The organism is Arthrobacter sp. CAN_A1 (assembly GCF_015751665.1).
In the GTDB taxonomy this organism is placed as follows: domain Bacteria; phylum Actinomycetota; class Actinomycetes; order Actinomycetales; family Micrococcaceae; genus Arthrobacter_D.
Genome location: NZ_JADOUR010000012.1, coordinates 86350 through 106376 on the forward strand (window position 1 = coordinate 86350; position 20027 = coordinate 106376).

General features: G+C 64.6%; 17 protein-coding genes. 8 read left to right on the plus strand and 9 right to left on the minus strand.

Annotated features, from left to right (window positions below; translation table 11 throughout):
• The first annotated feature begins 41 nt into the window (after positions 1-41).
• Positions 42-419 carry an STAS/SEC14 domain-containing protein gene (locus IWX62_RS13240; RefSeq protein WP_196841878.1) on the plus strand — a complete coding sequence of 126 codons (378 nt, stop codon included), beginning with the start codon at positions 42-44 and terminating at the stop codon, positions 417-419.
• Complete coding sequence (locus IWX62_RS13245) at positions 412-1950, plus strand: putative bifunctional diguanylate cyclase/phosphodiesterase (protein ID WP_196841879.1); 1539 nt, start codon at positions 412-414, stop codon at positions 1948-1950. Before IWX62_RS13240 ends, IWX62_RS13245 begins: the two co-directional genes overlap by 8 nt.
• Positions 1951-2033: 83 nt before the next feature.
• On the opposite strand, the gene IWX62_RS13250 is transcribed toward IWX62_RS13245, so the two are convergent.
• Together IWX62_RS13250 and IWX62_RS13255 are read right to left on the minus strand one after the other, a co-directional pair.
• On the minus strand, positions 2034-3140 hold the full coding sequence (locus IWX62_RS13250) for a branched-chain amino acid aminotransferase (protein ID WP_196841880.1): 1107 nt from the start codon (positions 3138-3140) through the stop codon (positions 2034-2036).
• An 11-nt stretch (positions 3141-3151) separates the two neighbouring features.
• Complete coding sequence (locus IWX62_RS13255) at positions 3152-4213, minus strand: 3-isopropylmalate dehydrogenase (RefSeq protein WP_196841881.1); 1062 nt, start codon at positions 4211-4213, stop codon at positions 3152-3154.
• Between the two features lie 121 nt (positions 4214-4334).
• On the opposite strand from IWX62_RS13255, the gene IWX62_RS13260 reads away from it, so the two are divergent.
• The 5 genes from IWX62_RS13260 to IWX62_RS13280 all read left to right on the plus strand — a co-directional run bounded on the left by IWX62_RS13260 (position 4335) and on the right by IWX62_RS13280 (position 10341).
• Positions 4335-5534 (plus strand): sensor histidine kinase, encoded by a 1200-nt coding sequence (locus IWX62_RS13260; RefSeq protein WP_196841882.1) that lies wholly within the window; start codon positions 4335-4337, stop codon positions 5532-5534.
• Between the two features lie 23 nt (positions 5535-5557).
• Positions 5558-6292 (plus strand): response regulator, encoded by a 735-nt coding sequence (locus tag IWX62_RS13265; protein ID WP_196841883.1) that lies wholly within the window; start codon positions 5558-5560, stop codon positions 6290-6292.
• Positions 6293-6403: 111 nt separating this feature from the next.
• Positions 6404-7180, plus strand: coding sequence for an ABC transporter ATP-binding protein (locus IWX62_RS13270; RefSeq protein ID WP_196841884.1), 777 nt, complete (start codon positions 6404-6406; stop codon positions 7178-7180).
• 3 nt (positions 7181-7183) lie between these two features.
• Positions 7184-9703 (plus strand): FtsX-like permease family protein, encoded by a 2520-nt coding sequence (locus tag IWX62_RS13275; RefSeq protein WP_196841885.1) that lies wholly within the window; start codon positions 7184-7186, stop codon positions 9701-9703.
• Positions 9704-9807: 104 nt separating this feature from the next.
• On the plus strand, positions 9808-10341 hold the full coding sequence (locus IWX62_RS13280; protein ID WP_196841886.1) for a hypothetical protein: 534 nt from the start codon (positions 9808-9810) through the stop codon (positions 10339-10341).
• Between the two features lie 112 nt (positions 10342-10453).
• Here the strand turns inward: IWX62_RS13280 and metG are convergent, their stop codons facing one another.
• Complete coding sequence (gene metG, locus IWX62_RS13285) at positions 10454-12025, minus strand: methionine--tRNA ligase (protein WP_196841887.1); 1572 nt, start codon at positions 12023-12025, stop codon at positions 10454-10456.
• Positions 12026-12096: 71 nt separating this feature from the next.
• On the opposite strand from metG, the gene IWX62_RS13290 reads away from it, so the two are divergent.
• Positions 12097-12852 (plus strand): DNA alkylation repair protein, encoded by a 756-nt coding sequence (locus IWX62_RS13290; protein WP_196841888.1) that lies wholly within the window; start codon positions 12097-12099, stop codon positions 12850-12852.
• Here the strand turns inward: IWX62_RS13290 and serA are convergent.
• The 6 genes from serA to IWX62_RS13320 all read right to left on the minus strand — a co-directional run.
• The gene (gene serA / locus IWX62_RS13295; protein ID WP_196841889.1) at positions 12849-14441 is read right to left on the minus strand and encodes a phosphoglycerate dehydrogenase; all 1593 of its coding nucleotides are present in this window, start codon (positions 14439-14441) and stop codon (positions 12849-12851) included. The two genes, IWX62_RS13290 and serA, sit on opposite strands and share 4 nt — an antisense overlap.
• Positions 14442-14632: 191 nt before the next feature.
• Positions 14633-15658, minus strand: coding sequence for a ketol-acid reductoisomerase (ilvC, locus tag IWX62_RS13300; RefSeq protein ID WP_192477120.1), 1026 nt, complete (start codon positions 15656-15658; stop codon positions 14633-14635).
• A gap of 69 nt (positions 15659-15727) precedes the next feature.
• Positions 15728-16240, minus strand: a complete 513-nt coding sequence (ilvN, locus tag IWX62_RS13305) for an acetolactate synthase small subunit (RefSeq protein WP_171584288.1) — start codon at positions 16238-16240, stop codon at positions 15728-15730.
• A gap of 1 nt (position 16241) precedes the next feature.
• The gene (locus IWX62_RS13310; protein WP_196841890.1) at positions 16242-18131 is read right to left on the minus strand and encodes an acetolactate synthase large subunit; all 1890 of its coding nucleotides are present in this window, start codon (positions 18129-18131) and stop codon (positions 16242-16244) included.
• A 389-nt stretch (positions 18132-18520) separates the two neighbouring features.
• Positions 18521-18997 (minus strand): hypothetical protein, encoded by a 477-nt coding sequence (locus tag IWX62_RS16325; RefSeq protein WP_333483425.1) that lies wholly within the window; start codon positions 18995-18997, stop codon positions 18521-18523.
• A gap of 475 nt (positions 18998-19472) precedes the next feature.
• On the minus strand, positions 19473-20027 hold a 555-nt coding region (locus IWX62_RS13320), incomplete at its 5' end, for a DUF6318 family protein (RefSeq protein ID WP_333483426.1).

Consider the following 20027-nt stretch of genomic DNA (forward strand, 5'->3'; position numbering starts at 1 on the left):
CACCGGACTGGAACACCGTGGCAGGCGCAGTGAAAGGGACCATGTCGGCTATAACTACACAGAACAACCTGGTGGACGAAGACCACCCGGTGGATGTCATCCGTCTCGTCATGCCGCAGGGCGTGGAAATCACGGGTGAAATCGCCGAGGCGCACGCCGAGAAGGCTCGATCCCTCGCCAACGGCAGCCTTCGACCAGTGCTCCTGGAGATCTCGGGGGTGGGCTCGATCAGCCGCGACGCCAGAGCCATCTTCACCGGCTCACGATCCTCGTCGGCGATCGCCGTGCTGGGCACCTCCCCAGTTGACCGCGTCCTGGCCAACTTCCTGCTCGGCGGCGACCCACCGCCGTGCCCCACCCGTTTCTTCACCACTGAGTCCGAGGCTCTGGCCTGGTTAGGTAGCTGCCCCAATGCCTGAAAAGGACGCTGATCCCCGCCTAGCCATGCTGGTCGACGGGATTGTCAGGCTCTCCCGGGGCGATCTGAGCAGCCGGATGGAGCCGTCCGCGGCACGGGACGACGTCGACGCCGTCATCACCGGCTTCAACCTGCTCGCCGAAGAGCTGGAACTGGTGCACCGCGACTTCGAGGAGCGCGTGGCCAGCCGCACGGCCATGCTTCACCAAGCGCACCAGGACATGCGGGCCATGGCGATGACGGATGCCCTGACGGGCCTGGACAACCGGATTGCCCTGCTGGCCAAGCTTGAGGCTGAGCTGGCTGACAAGCCTGAAAACACGCCGCCCGCCTTGATCCTCCTCGACCTGGATTCCTTCAAGGATGTCAACGACAGCTTCGGGCACGACGCCGGCGACCGGGTCCTGCAGGAGGTGGCCAACCGCCTGGCCGGGGTGGTGCGGGACTCCGACACGGTGGCACGGCTCGGCGGCGACGAGTTCGCCATTCTGGTGCCCGAGGCAACACTGGAGATCGCCCTCAGGATTGCCAACCGGGCCCTCGCTGCCCTGGGTGACCGCATCTCGCTTGAGGAACTTCACGTCTTTTCCCGGGCCAGTATCGGCGTCAGGCTCGCTGACCCGCAGCAGAATGCCGAAAGTATCCTGCTCGACGCCGATACTGCCATGTATGCAGCGAAACGGGAGGGCCGCAGCACCATCAAGGTCTTCGAACCGGTGATGCTGCTGCAGCGCCAGCTCCGCAGCCAGATTGCATCCGAACTGAGGGACGCCATCCGGACTGATCAGCTGAGCCTGCACTACCAGCCGGTGGTGGACCTGCGCGACGGGCGGGTCCTGGGGCTCGAGGCGCTAGTCCGCTGGAACCACCCGACCCGCGGTTTCATCATGCCGGACGAGTTCATCCCACTGGCCGAGGAGATCGGTGCCGTCATCGAGCTCGATCGGTGGGTGATGGCCTCGGCGATCCGGCAGTATTCGCTGTGGCGGGCAGAGATGCAGCTCGACGACGACTTCCAGCTGCGGCTCAACCTCTCGGCCGTCGAGCTGCAGCAGCTCGACCTGGTGGACTACGTGCGCGGGCTGTTGCGACGGTTCGACATCCCCCCGGTCGCGTTGGTGCTGGAAATTACCGAGACCGCGCTGGTCACCGGCGGGGAAGTGGAAACCTATTCGCTGCTGAGCCTGAAACAACTCGGCGTGTGCATCGAGATCGATGACTTCGGCACCGGCTACTCGTCGATCAGTTACCTGCGGACGCTGCCGGTCAGTATGGTCAAGGTGGACCGGTCGCTGCTCAGTGAGCTGTCCACCGGGTCCATCCAGTTCGGTTTCATTGCAGCCATCCTGCAGCTGATTCGGGCAGCCGGTCTGGAGGCAGTCTTCGAGGGCATCGAGACCAAAGAGCAGGCGCTGAAGCTGCAGGAGATGGGTTGCGTGGGTGGCCAGGGGTATTACTTCAGCCGTCCCCTGCCCGTCGAGCAGACCACCACGCTGCTGCGGTCGGCCGCCAAGCTGCCCGTGGACTCCTGACCCTCCTCCGACAGCAACGCGTCCGCAGTTTCGCCAGGCGTGGCCTACCGAAGCTGCGGACGTGTCAGTCCGTGGTGTGAGGGCTAGACCAGTCGGGTCAACCAGCCGTGAGTGTCAGGTGAGGTTCCCGTCTGGATGCCGAGCAATTGCTCCCGGATGGACATGGTGACCTCTCCGGCCTTGGAGTCGGGAGCACCGATGACCTCGGTGCCATCCTTGAGCTGTCCGATCGGTGTGATGACCGCAGCGGTGCCGCAGGCAAACACCTCGGTAATGTCGCCCGAAGCCACCCCGTCGCGCCACTCGTCGAGGGTGATCTTGCGTTCGGTCACGGTCAGTCCGCGGTCCTTGCCCAGCTGGATCACCGAGGACCGGGTAACACCCTCCAGGATGGTTCCGGACAGTGCCGGGGTGACCAGTGAACCGTCCTTGAAGACGAAGAAGACGTTCATCCCGCCGAGTTCCTCGACGGCATTGTCATTGAACTGGTCGAGGAACAGGACCTGCTTGCAGCCCTGGGCTTCGGCCTCGAGCTGCGCCGCGAGAGACGCGGCGTAGTTGCCACCGCATTTGGCGTTGCCCGTGCCACCCCGCCCGGCGCGGGCGTAGTTCCGGGAAACCCAGATATCCACGGGTGCCAGTTCCCCGCCAAAATAGTTTCCGGCTGGTGACGCGATGACCCTGAAGGACACTTCCCGCGCCGGCCGCACACCGAGGAAGGCCTCGGTGGCGATCATGAACGGCCGGATATACAGGCTCTCGCCCTCGCGGGTGGGAATCCAGTTCTGGTCAGCCGCCACCAACTGGCGCAGCGACTCAAGGAAGATGCTTTCCGGGAGTTGCGGCAAGGCGAGCCGTGCCGCCGAACGGTTCAGACGGGCTGCGTTCTGGTCTGCCCGGAACGTCCACACCGACCCGTCCTCGTGGCGGTAGGCCTTCATGCCCTCAAAAATTTCCTGGCCGTAATGCAGTACCGCCGCGGCGGGATCGAGCGCGATGGGGCCGTAGGCTTCGAGCCGTGCGTTGCCCCAGCCGCCGTTGCCGGCGGTGTCCGCCGTGAAATCGACCACTACCGTGTGATCGGTGAAGTGATTTCCGAACCCAGGCTCGGCGAGAATCGCTGCACGTTCCTGATCGGATGTGGGGTTGGCGGAGGGGTACTGGCTAAATTCCAGGTCGGTGGCTGTCATGGTTAACCAGCTTAGGACACCAAAGCGGCGATCGCATCGCCGATTTGGGCTGTGGTGCGACGGGCATCGGTGCGGGAGGCGACGTCGTTGTCCACTGCGCGCTCAACCCGCGCGGCGGCGTCGTCGAACCCGAGGTGGCGCAGCATGAGCGCGACCGACAGGATAGCCGCGGTGGGATCGGCTTTCTGCTGCCCGGCTATGTCCGGTGCCGACCCGTGGACGGGCTCGAACATGGAGGGTGCGGTCCGGTCCATGTTGATGTTGCCCGAGGCGGCCAGTCCGATTCCGCCGGTGATCGCCGCAGCGAGGTCCGTGATGATGTCGCCGAAGAGGTTGTCGGTCACGATGACGTCGAAGCGTGCCGGGTCGGTGACCAGGAAAATCATGGCGGCGTCGACGTGCAGGTAGTCATGGGTGACCTCGGGGAACTCGGCGGCAACCGCTTCCACCGTCCGGCGCCACAGATGGCCCGAGTAGACGAGCACGTTGTGTTTGTGAACGAGCGTCAGGTGGCGGCGGGGGCGGTCATTGGCCCTGCGGAAGGCATCCCGGACAACCCGCTCCACGCCATGGGCGGTGTTGAGGGAGACTTCGGTGGCAATCTCGTGGGGCGTGCCGCCGCGGAGGATGCCCCCGTTGCCGGCGTAGGGTCCCTCGGTTCCTTCACGGATGACGATGAAATCGATGTTCCCGGGTGAGGCGAGGGGGCTAGCGATGCCCGGGTAGAGCCGGGAGGGTCGCAGGTTCACGAAATGGTCCAGGGAGAACCTGAGCTTCAACAGCATCTCCCGCTCGATGATGCCCGAAGGAATGCGGGTGTCGCCCGGGGCAGCACCGACCGCACCGAAAAGGATCGCGTCGTGTTCGCGGAGCTTGGCGAGGGTCTCATCGGGGAGGGTTTCGCCGGATTCGAGCCAGTGTTCGGCGCCGAGCTTGAACTCGGTCAGGACGAAGGTGGTGTCAAGACCAGCGGTGACGCTGTGGAGCACCTTGACGGCTTCGGCGATAACCTCGGGGCCGATACCGTCGCCCGGAATGACGGCCAGCTGGACTGTGGAAGATAGTTCGCTCATACGAACAGGTTAGAGATTTAGACCACATGATGGACAATTTGTCTCACTTTTTGAGATTTCACTGATGTTCTCCACCCGCGGGCTGATGCCCCGGGTGGAGAACCCGTTCTAGAGTTGGCCTATGGACCTTCACCACCGGGCCGCTCGGCTGCTTCGCGCCCATCCGGGGCGGGTGGACTTAGTGATCATGGGATTGCTGCTCCTGGTTCTTGTGGTTCCGCTGTTTCTGAGCTCCGGGTTGCCGGCTCACGTGCTGGTATCCACCGCGCTGACCATCCCCCTCACCTGGCGGCGGTCCCGTCCAGTGTTTTCTGGTGCGATCGTCGCTGGCATATCAGTGCTTCAGCTCGTCAGTGGTGTGCCGCCACTACCCGCCCAGCTGGCAGTGCTCATCTCCCTGTATGCTTTGGCCGCCTATGCGCCCCGGTGGGCAAGCCTCGGAGGGCTTGTGGTTGCTTCAGTCGGGTGCTTCGCCGGTTTGCTCAGGTACGGCGCCGATTACGGAATCAGCCCCTTCGAGGCGGGTGTGGGCTCGCTGCCCCTGCTGGCGCTGGTGGTCATCCTGGTCCAGGCAATGGTGCTGCTGTGCTGGACCTTCGGCGATCTGGCACGCAACCGCCGGCTCACCCTCCAGGCCCTTGAAGACCGAGCCCACCGCCTCGAGGTGGAGCGCCAGCAGGAGCGGGAGCTGGCCGCCGCCGATGAACGCAGCCACATTGCCCGCGAGATGCACGACATTGTTGCCCACTCCCTTTCGGTCATCATTACCCAGGCCGACGGAGCGCGGTACGCGAGCGCACAGGATCCCACGGTGGCGCCCGCCACGCTCGGCACTATCGCCGACACAGGCAGGGCGTCGCTGCGGGAAATGCGGCGCCTCCTTGGCGTGCTCCGCGGCGATGAGGAAACGTCGACACGTCCGCTCCCAACCCTCGCCGACGTCCCCACGCTCATCGAGACGGTGCAGCGCGCCGGTCTGACCACTTCCTATGTGGTAGACGGCACGTCCCGACGCGAGCTCCCCGTCGGGGCCGAACTGACCGCCTACCGCGTGGTGCAGGAATCCCTCACCAACGTGCTGAAACACGCGGGACCCGACGCCCGTGCCGCCGTCGCCCTGATCTGGACGCCGAAGGGCCTGAACCTGAGGATCGACGACGACGGCCGCGGTGCTGGTGCCGATCCGGCCTCAACGGGTGCCGAGCAGGGTATCAAGGGCATGCGGGAAAGGCTCAGACTCTACGATGGGGAGCTGACCGCCGTCGCCCCGGCCGACGGTGGGTACCGCATTTCCGCATTCATCCCCTACACGGAAGCCTGACAGTGACTAATGGCGACGAACGCATGACAGTGATCCATGATGCGGGGCTCGGCGCACCGGCCATCCGGGTGGCCCTGGTGGATGATCAGCGGCTGGTTCGCAGCGGCTTCACCATGCTGATCAATTCCCAGCCGGACCTGCGGGTGGTGTGCGAGGCCGGGAACGGGACCGAGGCGGTGGCCGCGTTGCAAGCCACCAGTGCTGACGTGGTGCTGATGGATGTCCGGATGCCCGGCATGGACGGCATCGAGGCGACCCGCCGCATCCTGGCAGCGGCGGCGGCCACTAGCGCGCCGAGTAAACACCCGGGGTCTTCCGGCCCGAAAATTATAGTGCTGACCACCTTTGATCTGGACGAGTATGCCCTGGCTGCGATTCAGGCGGGAGCAAGCGGTTTCCTCCTCAAGGATGCGCCACCCGAGGAGCTGCTGGAGGCGATCCGAACGGTGTATCGCGGTGATGCGGTGATCGCTCCGTCCACTACCCGACGGCTCCTCGATCACGTTGCGCCGATGCTGCGCCGTTCCTCCCCCGCCACTGGGGTCAATGCCGAGTCGGTCAAGTCCCTGACAACGCGCGAGCGGGAGGTTTTCAGGTTGATTGCCCTGGGCCTGTCCAACCCCGAGATTGCCGGCAAGCTGTACCTCTCGGAGGCGACGGTGAAGACCCACGTAGGCCATATTCTGGCGAAGCTGCAGGCCAGGGACCGGGTGCAGGCGGTTCTGATCGCCTATGAAACCGGCATTGTGCATCCCTAGTCCTCTCATCCCCCGGGCGTCGAAGGCTCATCCCGCGGGATGAGGAGTGCGGCCGGAGAGACCGGCCCGTAGGCTGATCCGCTGCGCAGCCCGCCGCTCTAGCGTTGAAGCATGAGAACTTCCGCCACTACCGCCGACCACCTTTCGACGTCGTTCGCTGCCTCCCAGCCTGCTGCGTCAGCTGACTCGCTCTCCAAGAACTACGGGCGCGCCGACACCCGCGTGCACGCGCTGAAGGAGGTCAGCGTAACCTTCGAACGCGCCCGGTTCACGGCGATCATGGGCCCATCGGGATCCGGCAAGTCCACCCTGATGCATTGCCTGGCTGGCCTGGACACCGCCGATTCCGGCCGCGTCTGGATTGGGGACACCGAGCTCACCGGGCTATCCGACAATGAGCTCACCCGGCTGCGGAGGGATCGGATCGGATTCGTGTTCCAGGCCTACAACTTGATCCCCACGCTGACCGCCGAACAGAACATCACCCTGCCAGTGGCGCTCGCTGGCGGGACGGTGGACGCCGAATGGCTGACCCAGATCTGCACCACCCTCGGGCTCACTGACCGGCTCGCTCACCGGCCGCACGAGCTCTCCGGCGGCCAGCAACAGAGGGTAGCGGTGGCCCGGGCCCTGCTGACCCGCCCCGATGTGTTGTTCGGCGATGAGCCCACCGGTAACCTTGACTCGCGCTCCGGCGCGGAAGTGCTCTCCCTCCTGCGCCGCAGCACCCGGGAGATGGGACAGAGCATCATCATGGTCACCCACGACCCCGTTGCCGCGTCCTATGCCGACAGCGTTCTCCTGATGAACGACGGCGAACTGGTGGGCCAACTCAACCGCAGCACCCCCGATGTCATCTCGCAGGCTCTCGCCGGACTGGGAGCCTAGGCCGTGCTGCAGGTTGCACTTGCCCAACTTCGGATCCATGCCCGGCGGTTTGTTGCAGTGGGGCTGGCTGTCATCCTCGGCGTCGGCTTCCTGTCCGCAACCCTGATGGTCTCGGGTACGACGCAGGCGACGCTTCAGCAAAGCATCGGGGCCACCTATGCGAAGGCGGACCTGGTGGTCACCATTGCTGACGGCGGACGGTCAGCGTTGGAAACCGAACAGCTGCTGTCCGGTCTTGACGGGGTGTCGGCCGTCCACGCTGCGCAGCGGACCATCTCGGCCCTGCAGCTTCCCTCGGGGCCGGCGGACGTGTTTGTCCTCAGCACCGCCCCGACAGCCCTTCAAACCTCGATCCTGGTGGACGGGAGCCTTCCCCTTGACGGCACGGGGATCAGTATCGACAAGACCTCCGCCATCGAGCTGGGGCTGGCTGTGGGCGACACCTACACCCTGGAACAGCCCGTGTACGCCCCCGGCGGCGACACACCTCCCCCCACCACTGTCACAGTGACGCTCACGGGAATCACCGAGGACTCGGCCGACCCCTACCTGTCCGGTCTGCCGCACGTCTACGCTGCGCCGGACCTGGTGCAGTCCCTGAGTGTCCTCTCACCCGGCGACGCCCCTCCCCCGGTCACCTCCGCCCAGGTGGCCCTTGCCGACGCCGCCGATCAGTCGGCTGCCAAGACCGATGTCCTGGCTACTCTGGCCACCGCGGGTGTCTCAGCCGAGGTCCGCACCAGCGCTGAGCAGGTGACTGAGGACGTGGCGGCGCTCTCGGGCGGGACCGATCAGTTGACGGTGATCCTGCTGGCCTTCGCCGTCGTCGCTGTCCTGGTGACCGTGCTGGTCATCTCCAACACTTTTTCAGTACTGGTGGCACAGCGAACCCGGGATCTTGCGCTGCTGCGCTGCCTAGGGGCATCGAGGCGTCAGATCCGCGGCTCGGTGCTGCTCGAAGCTGCTGTGGTGGGGCTGGTGTCCTCGGCGCTCGGCGTGCTGCTGGCCGCTGGTGTGATGTTTGTGCTGGTCTCCGTTGCGGCTTCGCAGGAGGGTACCGAGTTTGCCACCCTGGCCATTCCGGTTTCGGCGGTCCTGGTGGGCCTCGGCGTCGGGGTTGCGATGACGCTCGCCGCCGCTTTCGTGCCGGCCCGTGCTGCGACCGCCGTCGCACCGCTCGAGGCCCTGCGCCCTGCCGAGGATGCCACGACGGGGACCCGTAAAGGCAAGGTTCGGCTGGCACTTGGGCTGGTGCTGGTGTTGCTGGGGGCTGGGTTGCTCGGGGCGGGCGCCATCCTGTCATCGCTGCTGATCGCGCTGCCGGGTGGGGTGTTGTCCTTTGTGGGCATCCTGATGTGCGCCTCCCTGTTCCTGCCTGCTCTGGTGACCGCCGTCGGGCGGCTCGCCGCACCGCTGGGGGTGCCGGGACGGCTCGCTGCGATCAATGCGGTCCGCAATCCGGGCCGAACCACTGCCACCGCGAGCGCACTGCTGGTGGGCGTCACACTGGTGACCATGATGATGGCTGGCGCCCAGACCTCGCGCGCCGCGTTCGACGCCGAGCTGGGAGCCAACTACCCCGTGGACCTCGCCGTCCAGGAGGTCGGGAACGCCACCGATGCCGGGGCCGCCGTCCAGACGGTCGAACAGCTGTCCGGTGTGGAGTCGGCAATAGCGCTATCCGTGGCCGCCGTTACTGACGAGTCAACCGGCGCCCAGCCGGTCTATGCGCTGGCACCGGAGGATGCCCGACAGGTGTTACGCAATGACGGGGTTGAACTGGTCAACGATGTGGTGTTCATGCCCCAGAACTCGGGTCTCACTGAGGTGACACTCGAGGGTGCGTCGGGTCCCGTCACCCTGCCCGTTCAGGAGGTGCAGACCCAGAGCTTCGTCCCGGCCATTACCGAGGCCACTGCAGCGACGCTGGGGGCGGCCCCCCGGCCTGGCGTTGACACCTTGGGCGATGAGACGGGCCTTCTGTGGATGAAACTCGATGACTCGCTTGATGCTGCCGGGGTGACCGGGCTGCGGTCCGAGATCGTCGAGGCGCTCGGCGTCTCCGAATACCAGGTCAATGGCGCTGCTATTGAGCGGGTGTCGTTCAACGAAATTATCGACGTGATCCTGCTTGTGGTGACGGCACTGCTGGCCGTCGCCGTGCTGATTGCGCTGATCGGCGTCGCCAACACGCTGTCGCTGTCGGTGCTCGAACGCACCAGGGAGTCGTCCCTGTTGCGGGCGTTGGGTCTGACCCGGGCGCAATTGCGCGGGATGCTGGCCGTCGAAGCGGTGTTGATCGCCGGCGTCGCAGCCGCTTTCGGGTGCGTGCTCGGGGTGGTGTACGGGTGGTTGGGCGTGCAGTCGGCACTGGGTTCGATTGCTCCCGTCACGCCGTCGATCCCCTGGGCGCAGCTGGTGGGAGTACTCGCCGTCGCCGTCGTCGCCGCCCTGTTGGCGTCGGTGCTACCGTCCCGCCGCGCAGCCCGCCTGTCACCGGTCGAGGGACTCTCAGCGGCGTAACCCGGACGGCTTAAAAGCCAGGTGCGCCGCTCGGGGCCAAGGCAGGCGGGACCTGCGAAGATGGGGGTCATCATTCTTTGCAGGTCCCGCCCGAAAGGTTACCCATGGATCACTCCCCGGCCCCCCGCAGCGACTCCAATCCGGCCGATTCCAGCAGGCTGTCGGCCTATCTGGATGATCATCTGGTGGCTGCCGCCTCCGGGGTGAAGCTGTTTTCCACGGCCCAGGGATCCTGGCAGGGCACCAGGCACGAGCAGACCTTTGCCTCGCTGACCAGGGAGATCTCGGCCGATCGGGATGAACTCAGGCAGATCATCAGCTCCCTCGGCTACACGCCGAGCAAGGTCAAGATGGTCATTGCGCAGATTGGCGCGCAACTGAGCAGGGTCAATCCCCTCAACCTCCGCCGGTCGGACAAGGGCAGCGGTGCCCAGCTTGAACTTGAGGCACTGCAGAGTGCTGTCCGAGGGAAGGAGTGCATGTGGGAAACCCTAGGCGCGCTCACCGAGGCTGGCTCGACCGAGCTCGACGCCGAGCAGCTGCGCCGATTGACCGATCGGGCACGCAAACAGCAGGAACAGCTGGCGCACGTTATGCGAGAGACCGCGCCCGAGCGTTTCCTTTCCGGCGACCACTAAGCCCCGCCGCGGGCCCCACCCCCGCACCGACCCCCGCCGAGAGGTAGGATCTGGCGACTCAAACCTCGTTTAAGTCGCCAGATCTCGCTGTTCGGCAAGGTCGGTGTGGGGGCTAGGCGTCAGCGGGCTCCTCGTACTTCGGGAAGATCGGCGCCGGTGCTGGCAGCGCCGTGCCGGCCGCCAACGGGGTGGCGATCGCACTGAACTGGCGGGTGACGTCGTCGGACGCGGTCCCCTGGCCCAGCGCGGTCAGGAGCCGCGCGGCGCCGTCGGGCATCACCGGCTGCGCGAGGATCGAGACGATCCGGAGCACCTCCAGCGTCACGTACAGGACGGTATTCATGCGCTCGGGGTCGGTTTTGCGCAGCACCCACGGCTGCTGGTCCGCGAAGTAGGCGTTGGTGTCGCCCAGCACTCCCCAGATCAGTTCGAGCGCGCGGGAGAATTCCTGCCGGTCGAACGCGGCGCGGGACGCCTCGAGGAGCGCGCCCGCCTGGGCCAGGATCGCCTCGTCCGCCGGAGCGAACGACGACGGCGCGGGCACCTGCGCGTCGCAGTTCTTCGCCACCATCGACAGCGACCGCTGTGCGAGGTTGCCCAGATTGTTAGCCAGGTCGGAGTTCATCCGGCCCACGATGGCCTCATGGCTGTAGGATCCGTCGGCGCCGAAGGGCACCTCGCGCAGCAGGAAGAACCGGACCTGGTCGAGGCCGTACTGCTCCACCCAGTCCTTCGGCGCGATCGTGTTGCCCAGCGATTTGGACATCTTGACGCCCTTGTTGAACAGGAACCCGTGGATCATGATCCGCTTGGGCAGCGCGAGGCCGGCAGACATCAGGAACGCCGGCCAGTAGATGGCGTGGAAGCGTGAGATGTCTTTGCCAATGATGTGAACGTCGGCTGGCCAGTACTTTTTGAAACGCTCCGACTCGGTGTCCGGAAACCCGACGCCGGTGAGGTAGTTGGTGAGCGCGTCCACCCACACGTACATCACGTGGTCCTTGTTGCCGGGGACAGGCACTCCCCAGTCGAAGGTGGTGCGGCTGATGGACAGGTCCTCCAAGCCGCGCTTCACGAAGCTGATGACCTCGTTGAACCGCGACTGGGGCGCGCCGAAATCGGGCTGATCGGAGTACAGGGCCAGGAGCTTGTCCTGATAGGCGGAGAGCCGGAAGAAGTAGCTTTCCTCCTCGGTCCAGGTCACCTCGGTGTCGGTTTCCGTGGCGTAGCGGATGCCGTCGTCGCGCACCTCGGTGTCGTCCTCGCTGTGGAACGCCTCATCCCGCACCGAGTACCAGCCGGCGTACTTGTCCAGGTAGATGTCGCCGCGGGCTTCCATCAGCTTCCAGATAGCGGAGGCAGCCGCGTAGTGGTCGGCGTCCGTGGTGCGGATAAAGCGGTTGTAGGAGCTGCCGACGTCGTCGTTCATGGCCTGGAACGCCTGGGCGTTGCGGGTGGCGAGGTCGCGGACGGGGATGCCCTCCCGGTCGGCGGTCTGCTGCATCTTCAGGCCGTGCTCATCGGTCCCGGTCAGGAACATGACGTCATAGCCGTCCAGACGCTTGAACCGGGCCAGCGCATCGGTGGCGATCGCCTCGTAGGCGTGGCCGATGTGCGGAATCCCGTTGGGGTACGAGATCGCCGTGGTGAGGTAATACGGGGGCAGCTGCTCTGTGGATGTCACCTAAAGAAATTACCCTGTTTCTCTGCCGGTTGTCGCTTCGTGACCGGGCGGCCGCTGGTAACGTGCCTGCCATGGCCCCTGAGATGGAGGACGACGACGGCGGTTCCACCCCTGCCCCGGTCGCTGAAGCCACGCAACTGGTCGCTGCCGTGCGCGACCGGCTCCGGGCAGCGGCTGATCCAGCGAAGGCACCCCGGATGCAGGCGTACATGAAATCGGCGATGCCCTATCTCGGGGTGTCGTCCCAACCGCACAAACTGATCTGCCGCGAGGTGTTTGCCGGGCATCCACTTCCTGACCGGGCCCAGTGGGAGTGGGCGGTCCGGCAGCTGTGGGACGGAGCGACGTTCCGCGAGGAACGGTACGCCGCCGTCGAGCTCCTGATCCACCGTTTGTACTGCGGCTACCAGGATGAGCAGACGCTCACGCTGTACCGGCACCTGGTGGAGACCGGCGCCTGGTGGGATTTCATCGACGTGATTGCCAGCCACGGCGTGGGGCCGATTCTGCGCGCCGAACCGGAGATCACTTCACCAGTAATGCGGTCCTGGGCCCGCGACGGTCAGCTGTGGGTCCGCCGGACAGCGATCCTGTGCCAGCTCTCCAGCAAGGGCGAAACTGACGCTGACCTGCTGGCCGACGTCGTCGGGGTAAACCTGTCCGGGAGTCTTCACGGGAAAAAGTTCTTCATCCGCAAAGCGATCGGCTGGGCGCTGCGGGAGTATGCCAAAACGAATCCCGACTGGGTGCTGACCTTCGCGCGGGACAACGAAAAGGGCCTCTCGCCGCTGTCACGACGAGAGGCCCTCAAACATCTGGGTGGCTAGCTCTGCAGATCCACTTCGCGGGCCACGGTTGCGCCGATCGCTTCCTTGAGGGCGTCGAGCACGTCCTGCGGGACCGAGCTGTCGACGGTCAGCAGTGACAGGGCCTGGCCGCCCTCGGTGTTGCGGGCCACCTGCATGCCGGCAATGTTGATGTCCTTCTCCCCCAGCAATCGGCCGAGGGTGCCGATCACTCCGGGACGGTCCTGGTACAGCAGCACCAGCAGGTGTTCGCTGATCGGGATTTCAAGGTCGTAGCCGTTGACGCCCACCAGCTTCTCGATCTGCTTGGGCCCGGTCAGGGTGCCGGCCACCGAGATCTGCGATCCGTCGGACAGCGCGCCCCGGATGGTGAGCACGTTGCGGTACTCCTCCGATTCGGGGGTGGTGACCAGGCGGGTGTTGATGCCGCGCTGCTCGGCGAGGATTGGGGCGTTCACGTAGGAGACCTGCTCCGAGACGATGTCGGTGAAGACTCCCTTGAGGGCCGCGAGTTCCAGCGCCTTCACATCCAGGGACGCGATCTCGCCCGCGACCTCGACCTCGATCTGGGTCAGCGAGTCGTGGGTCAGTGCGGTGAAGATCCGGCCCAGCTTTTCGATCAGCGGGATACCTGGGCGCACCTCGGGTGCGATGACGCCGCCAGCGACGTTGACAGCGTCGGGCACCAGTTCACCGGCGAGGGCGAGACGGACCGACTTGGCAACAGACACGCCGGCTTTTTCCTGTGCCTCATCGGTGGACGCGCCGAGGTGCGGGGTGACCACCACGTTATCGAGCGTGAAGAAGGGGAGATCGGTGCTGGGCTCGGTGACGAAGACGTCGACGCCGGCGCCGGCAATCTCGTTGGCCTGCAGCGCAGTGAACAGCGCTGCCTCGTCCACCAGCCCGCCGCGGGCCACATTGACCACGTAGGCCGATGATTTCATCTTCTTGAAGGCGGCCTCGCCCAGCATCCCGAGCGTCTCGGGAGTTTTCGGCATGTGGATGGTGATGAAGTCGGACTGCTCAAGGAGCTCGTCGAAGGTCACCAGCTGGACGCCGAGCTGGGCGGCGCGGGCCGACGTGATGTATGGATCGTAGGCGAGGATCTCGGTGTCGAAGCCCTGCAGACGGGCAGCCACGAGGGCGCCGATGCGGCCGAGGCCGATGATGCCGATCTTCTTTTCGTACAGTTCGATGCCCGAGTACTTGGAGCGCTTCCATTCGCCGCCCTTGAGCGCGGCGCTGGCCTGTGGGATGTGGCGGGCGAGGCTGAGGATATGGCCGACGGTCAGTTCGGCGGCGGAGATGATGTTGGAGGTGGGCGCATTGACCACCATGACACCCGCCTGTGTGGCGGCTTTGATGTCCACGTTGTCCAGGCCGACGCCGGCGCGGGCGATGACCTTCAGGTTTGGAGCCGCAGCGATGGCTTCGGCGTCCACCTGGGTGGCAGAGCGCACCAGGATGGCGTCGGCGTCCACAATCGCGGCGAGCAGCTGGGCGCGATCCGAACCGTCGGTCTGCCGGATCTCGAAGTCGGGGCCGAGGGCCTCGACGGTGGCTGGCGACAGCTCTTCGGCAAGGAGAACTACGGGTTTGCTGGTCACGGGGGTGATCCTTCGCTGCTGTGCTGTGTGAATTAATGAATCCGAGGCGGTGTGGCAAGTCTAAATGGGCGCCGCATTTGGGTCCGCTTTGTGACTAGGCGGCTCGTGGGCCGGCCCGGTCCGGCACAGCATGCGGCCAGGACGCCTGAGCGCCCTGGCCGCATGCTGTGTCGTGACCGGTTGCCGCTGTCCTAGCGGGCTACCGAGCCTTCGTTGTAATCGTCGTTCGTCTTGATCCAAGAGAATAGCTTCCGCAGTTCGCGGCCGGTGGCCTCGATCGGGTGGTCCTCGCCCTTCTTGCGCAGCTCCGCGAATTCCTTGCCGCCGTTGTCCTGGTCGTCGATGAAGCGCTTGGCGAAGGCGCCGTTCTGGATGTCGGCGAGGACTGCCTTCATGTTTTCCTTCACCGAGGCGTCGATGACGCGGGGGCCGGAGACGTAGTCGCCGTACTCAGCCGTATCGGAGACGCTCCAGCGCTGCTTGGCGATGCCGCCTTCAACCATGAGGTCGACGATGAGCTTCAGCTCGTGCAGGACCTCGAAGTAGGCGACCTCTGGCTTGTAGCCGGCCTCGGTCAGCGTTTCGAAACCATACTGGATGAGCTGCGATGCGCCACCACAGAGCACTGCCTGCTCGCCAAAGAGATCAGTTTCGGTCTCCTCGGTGAAGGTGGTCTCGATGACTCCGGCGCGGGTACCGCCGATGGCCTTGGCGTAAGACAGCGCGAGCTCGCGCGCCTTACCTGACGGGTTCTGCTCGACGGCGATCAGGTCGGGGACGCCGCGGCCGGCCTCAAACTCGCGGCGCACAATGTGGCCGGGGCCCTTCGGCGCAACCAGTGCGACGTCGACGTCGGCAGGTGCCTTGATGTAGCCGTAACGGATGTTGAAGCCGTGACCGAAGAACAGTGCGTCGCCGGCCTGGAGGTTCGGGGCGATGTCTTCGGCGTAGACGTGGCGCTGCACCTGGTCCGGGGTGAGGACCATGATGAGGTCAGCTTCGGCGGTGGCGTCGGCGACGCTGAGGACGCGCAGTCCCTCGGCCTCAGCCTTGGCGCGTGACTTCGAGCCTTCCTTGAGGCCAACGCGGACGTCGACGCCGGAGTCGCGGAGGCTCAGCGCGTGCGCGTGGCCCTGGCTACCGTAGCCGATGACAGCCACGGTGCGGCCCTGGATGATTGAAAGGTCTGCATCGTCGTCGTAGAACAACTCAGTCACTTGATTTTCTCCTGTGTTTTTTCGTGCTGGAGTCCAGCTTGTGGTCTTGTGGTGGAACTGGCGGCGTGTTTAGGCGCTGCGGAGCGCTCGATCGCTCATGGACTTAGCTCCGCGGCCAACGGCCAGGGTTCCTGACTGAACAATTTCGCGAATCCCGAATGGCTCAAGCACTGACAGGAGCGCTGTGAGCTTTTCGGCGGTGCCGGTGGCTTCGATGATCAGCGCGTCGGTTGAGACGTCCACCACCGAGGCGCGGAACAGGTCGGCTGCCTGGGTTACTTGCAGCCGTGTTGCGGCATCCGCCCGCACCTTGACCAGGATGTGGTCACGCTGCACGGACGATTCAGGAATCAGCTCAACAATCTTGATCACGTTGATGAGCTTGTTCAGTTGCTTGGTGACCTGCTCCAGCAGGTCGCCCTCGGCTTCAACTACCACAGTGATCCGGGACATGCCCTGGACCTCGGTGGGGCCGACTGCCAAAGAGTTGATGTTGAATGCACGGCGCGCAAAGAGGCTGGCGACGCGGGTCAGGACTCCGGGGACGTCCTCCACCAGAACGGAAAGCGTGTGACGAGCCATGTTAGTCCTCCTGCTCCCAATCCGGGGTCATGTTGCGGGCAATCTGGATGAGGTCGTTGCTGACCCCTGAGGGGACCATCGGCCACACCATCGAATCTCGGCTGACAACGAAGTCGATGACCACCGGGCGGTCGTTGATCTCCAGCGCCTGGGCGATGGTGGCATCGATGTCCTCGTCCCGTTCACACCGCAGGCCCACACAGCCGTAGGCGTCGGCCAGCTTGACGAAGTCGGGCACCCGCGCCGTGTCGTGCCCCGTGTTCAGATCGGTGTTGGAATACCGGCCCTCATAAAACAGGGTCTGCCACTGCCGCACCATCCCGAGAGAGGAGTTGTTGATGATGGCCACCTTGATGGGGATGTTGTTGATCACGCAGGTGGCGAGTTCCTGGTTGGTCATCTGGAAGCAGCCGTCGCCGTCGATCGCCCAGACCACGCGGTCAGGGTTGCCCACCTTGGCGCCCATCGCGGCGGGCACCGCGTATCCCATCGTGCCGAGACCACCGGAGTTCAGCCAGGCGTGAGGGCGTTCGTACTTGATGAACTGCGCGGCCCACATCTGGTGCTGGCCCACGCCAGCGGCGTAGACCCCTTCGGGCCCGGTCATTTCACCGATGCGCTTGATCACGTACTGCGGTGCCGAGAGTCCGTCGTCGGGCTGGGTGTATCCCATCGGGTAGGTCTCACGGAGCCGGTTGATCATGGTCCACCACGCCTCGAGGTCCGGCGCGCCGGTGGCAGCGAACTGCTCACGGAGGGCGCTGGTGAGCTCGGGCATGATCTCCTTGACCGAGCCGACGATGGGAACGTCCGCCGTTCGGTTCTTGGAAATCTCGGCGGGGTCGATGTCGGCGTGAATCACCTTGGCGCCGGGGGCGAAGGTGGAGAGGACCCCGGTGACCCGGTCGTCGAACCGGGCGCCGAGCGTGATGAGCAGATCCGACTGCTGCAGCGCTGTCACCGCTGACACCGAGCCGTGCATGCCGGGCATGCCGACGTGCTGCTCGTGCGAGTCGGGAAACACGCCGCGTGCCATCAGGGTGGTGACCACGGGAGCACCAACGAGCTCAGCCAGTTCCAGCAACTCGGCGGCACCATGGGCCTTGATGACTCCGCCGCCCACGTAGAACACGGGCCGGTGGGATTCGCCAATCAGCCGGGCTGCTTCGCGGACCTGCTTCGAGTGCCCGCGAACTACAGTTCGGTAGCCGGGCAGGTCGATCTTGGGCGGCCACGAGAACATCGTCGTCGCCTGCTGAGCATCCTTGGAGATGTCCACGAGCACCGGGCCGGGGCGGCCGGTCGAGGCGATGTGGAAGGCTTCGGCGATGATCCGGGGGATGTCCGCTGCCTTGGTGACGAGGTAGGAGTGCTTGGTGATGGGCATGGTGATGCCCACAATGTCCGCTTCCTGGAAGGCGTCCGAGCCGATCACTGCGCTGTTGACCTGGCCGGTGATGACGACCATCGGCACCGAGTCCATGTGGGCGTCGGCGATGGCGGTGACCAGGTTGGTGGCTCCTGGGCCGGAGGTGACGATGCAGACACCCGGCCGGCCGGTGACCATGGCGTAGCCCTGGGCTGCGTGCCCGGCGCCCTGTTCGTGGCGGACCAGGATGTGCCTCAGCTTCTTGGAGGCCAGCAGAGGGTCGTAGGTCGGAAGGATGGCACCACCGGGAAGGCCGAAGATGTCGTCGACGCCGAGTTCCTCGAGCGAGCGCACGATCGCTTGGGATCCGAGCATCTCAGTGGGTGGAACGACAGTGTTTGGACCTCGGACGGCAGTGGGCTGGACGGCTTGCACTGAGTCACGAGGCTGGCTGCGCGCCGGGGCCGCCGGAGCGGTTGGTTTGGCCATCAGCGAGGGGCTGGAGGGCGATCCCTTGGACATTGGTGACTTCCTTGATGAATCGGTACTGCTCGTGTTACTGCGGGTGTCGTGCGCTTTGCGTCCGGTGGGAACAAAAAAACCCCTCAGCCTGGTTGGCTCCGTGAGGGGTTGCGCGTGACGTAGTACTACCAGTCGGGCTTTAGGCCACGCGCTTGGTAAGAAGGACTACTACGGATTCGAACTGCATATCTGTAGTTTCCACTCACCCATTGGGGGTGTCAAACGGGCGCCCTTGGCGTCTCACTATGTGGACGCATCGTCCAGTTAGTGGACACTAACTGGTTTCGTCTTCTGCCCTCCCCACCCCTCGCCGAACCGTGAGCTCTGGCGGGTTCCGGTGTCCTGAACCCGCCAGAGCTAACCTCTCAGCAGCCGGGTCAGCCGCAGGATCAGCAACCGATTCCGGCGGGATTCTCCAGACACGTCTCCGCAACACTATGGCGTTCACTGCGCCAAATACTCATCACATGCGGCTCCGAGGCAACCCTGGCCAAACCCGCGACCGGCAACCACTCCCCACCATCAACCGAATAATCCCCAGCGAACAAAGTATCCAACCCCACCAGATAATCCCCTGTCTCCGTAAACACATGACTCGTCGGCGTCTCCACATCGAACCCATCACCGGGCAGAGCCGACCCAGCATCAGCAGTCACCAACACCGACCCGTCACCATAAGACCACTCATACGACACCGGCCACGCCCGCAACCGGATCTGCGCATCCTGAAACACAAACGTGAACTCCTGCTCCCCGGCCACCGCAAACAAATTACTGTGAGCATTGCGCACCCCAAAATGATCCGGCTGCGAAAACAACCCAGCAGCAACAACCGGCTGACTCTCAAACTCAACCAACGAAATCACAATCGGAGCCTCCGCCAACAACCCCGCCGTCGGAGCCACCGGCGGCAACCCCGGATACAAACACCCACTACGACCCGTCGCCGTCCGCGTCGCCGGACTCACATTCCGATTCACCTCAATCCACTGCACCAACGCCCCACCCTCACGCTCATCACACTGAGCATTCAACTCCACGCAATACGCCGGATCCATATAATCCCGCGACCCAGCAAGACACACCCGCTCATACGTGTAATCAACCCCACCATTCGCAGGAAGAAGTGTCAGATCTGCTGACTGTTTACGGGACTCAGACCCTGCAGCGCCAGGTTTCGAATCTCGGACCGTATTTTTGGCATTCACAACGCCACCGTCGCCGAAACCTGCCTCCGGTGTTCCCTCCTCAGCGAACGCCGAGGACGGAATGTGGCAGCCAACGGAGAACGTCGCCACGAGTAGGACCACAATGCCGGGTCTCGATGGCCTGAGCATGTTCTCACGTCCCTTCTGGAGAACCGAAGTCGAGCATGATCCATCGCGAATCTTCATAAAGGGCGATCGTCGTATAAACGGTCTCGAGAACAGCCGGCGACGTCCCCACCGGTTCGCCGGTTTCGTCGAAGTAGGACAATGACGCCTGCTTGACCTCGCTGAACGAGTTTATGGAACCTTCAGTGTTCAGTTCGAAAGAGGTCGTGAACGAGCCCAGCGTAGCTTCGCCGCCTGAGATCCAGCCGCCAGCTTCGGAATGGGTTTGGACCTCGCCAACGATATTTGCGCAGGTCCCGCAACCACTGTCCGTAATCTCAAGGAACTCAGTCCAGTCGTTCGTTTCATATCCATAACTGAAAAGTTCGAACCAGTACTCGGTGAACGCCTCTAAACCTTCGACCGTGTTCTCATCCGCCAAAGCAGGTTTTTCCGGCACCGGGATGTTCGCCGCAGGGCCGTCAGAGGAAGCGGCAGTCGGCTCAGGCGTGCCCGGTTCCGAGGGAGTGGGAGCCTCAGCGGGCGCCGACGAAGTGGCAGCAGGCGTCGGCACCGGCGTCGG

Excerpts from the sequence above, each read along its gene's own strand:
- IWX62_RS13310 (WP_196841890.1), bottom strand. The coding sequence starts at position 18,131 with ATGTCCAAGGGATCGCCCTCCAGCCCCTCGCTGATGGCCAAACCAACC.
- IWX62_RS13265 (WP_196841883.1), top strand. The coding sequence starts at position 5,558 with ATGACAGTGATCCATGATGCGGGGCTCGGCGCACCGGCCATCCGGGTG.
- IWX62_RS13250 (WP_196841880.1), bottom strand. The coding sequence starts at position 3,140 with ATGACAGCCACCGACCTGGAATTTAGCCAGTACCCCTCCGCCAACCCC.
- IWX62_RS13240 (WP_196841878.1), top strand. The coding sequence starts at position 42 with ATGTCGGCTATAACTACACAGAACAACCTGGTGGACGAAGACCACCCG.
- IWX62_RS13260 (WP_196841882.1), top strand. The coding sequence starts at position 4,335 with ATGGACCTTCACCACCGGGCCGCTCGGCTGCTTCGCGCCCATCCGGGG.
- IWX62_RS13280 (WP_196841886.1), top strand. The coding sequence starts at position 9,808 with ATGGATCACTCCCCGGCCCCCCGCAGCGACTCCAATCCGGCCGATTCC.
- IWX62_RS13290 (WP_196841888.1), top strand. The coding sequence starts at position 12,097 with ATGGCCCCTGAGATGGAGGACGACGACGGCGGTTCCACCCCTGCCCCG.
- ilvN (WP_171584288.1), bottom strand. The coding sequence starts at position 16,240 with ATGGCTCGTCACACGCTTTCCGTTCTGGTGGAGGACGTCCCCGGAGTC.
- IWX62_RS13270 (WP_196841884.1), top strand. The coding sequence starts at position 6,404 with ATGAGAACTTCCGCCACTACCGCCGACCACCTTTCGACGTCGTTCGCT.
- IWX62_RS13245 (WP_196841879.1), top strand. The coding sequence starts at position 412 with ATGCCTGAAAAGGACGCTGATCCCCGCCTAGCCATGCTGGTCGACGGG.
- IWX62_RS13255 (WP_196841881.1), bottom strand. The coding sequence starts at position 4,213 with ATGAGCGAACTATCTTCCACAGTCCAGCTGGCCGTCATTCCGGGCGAC.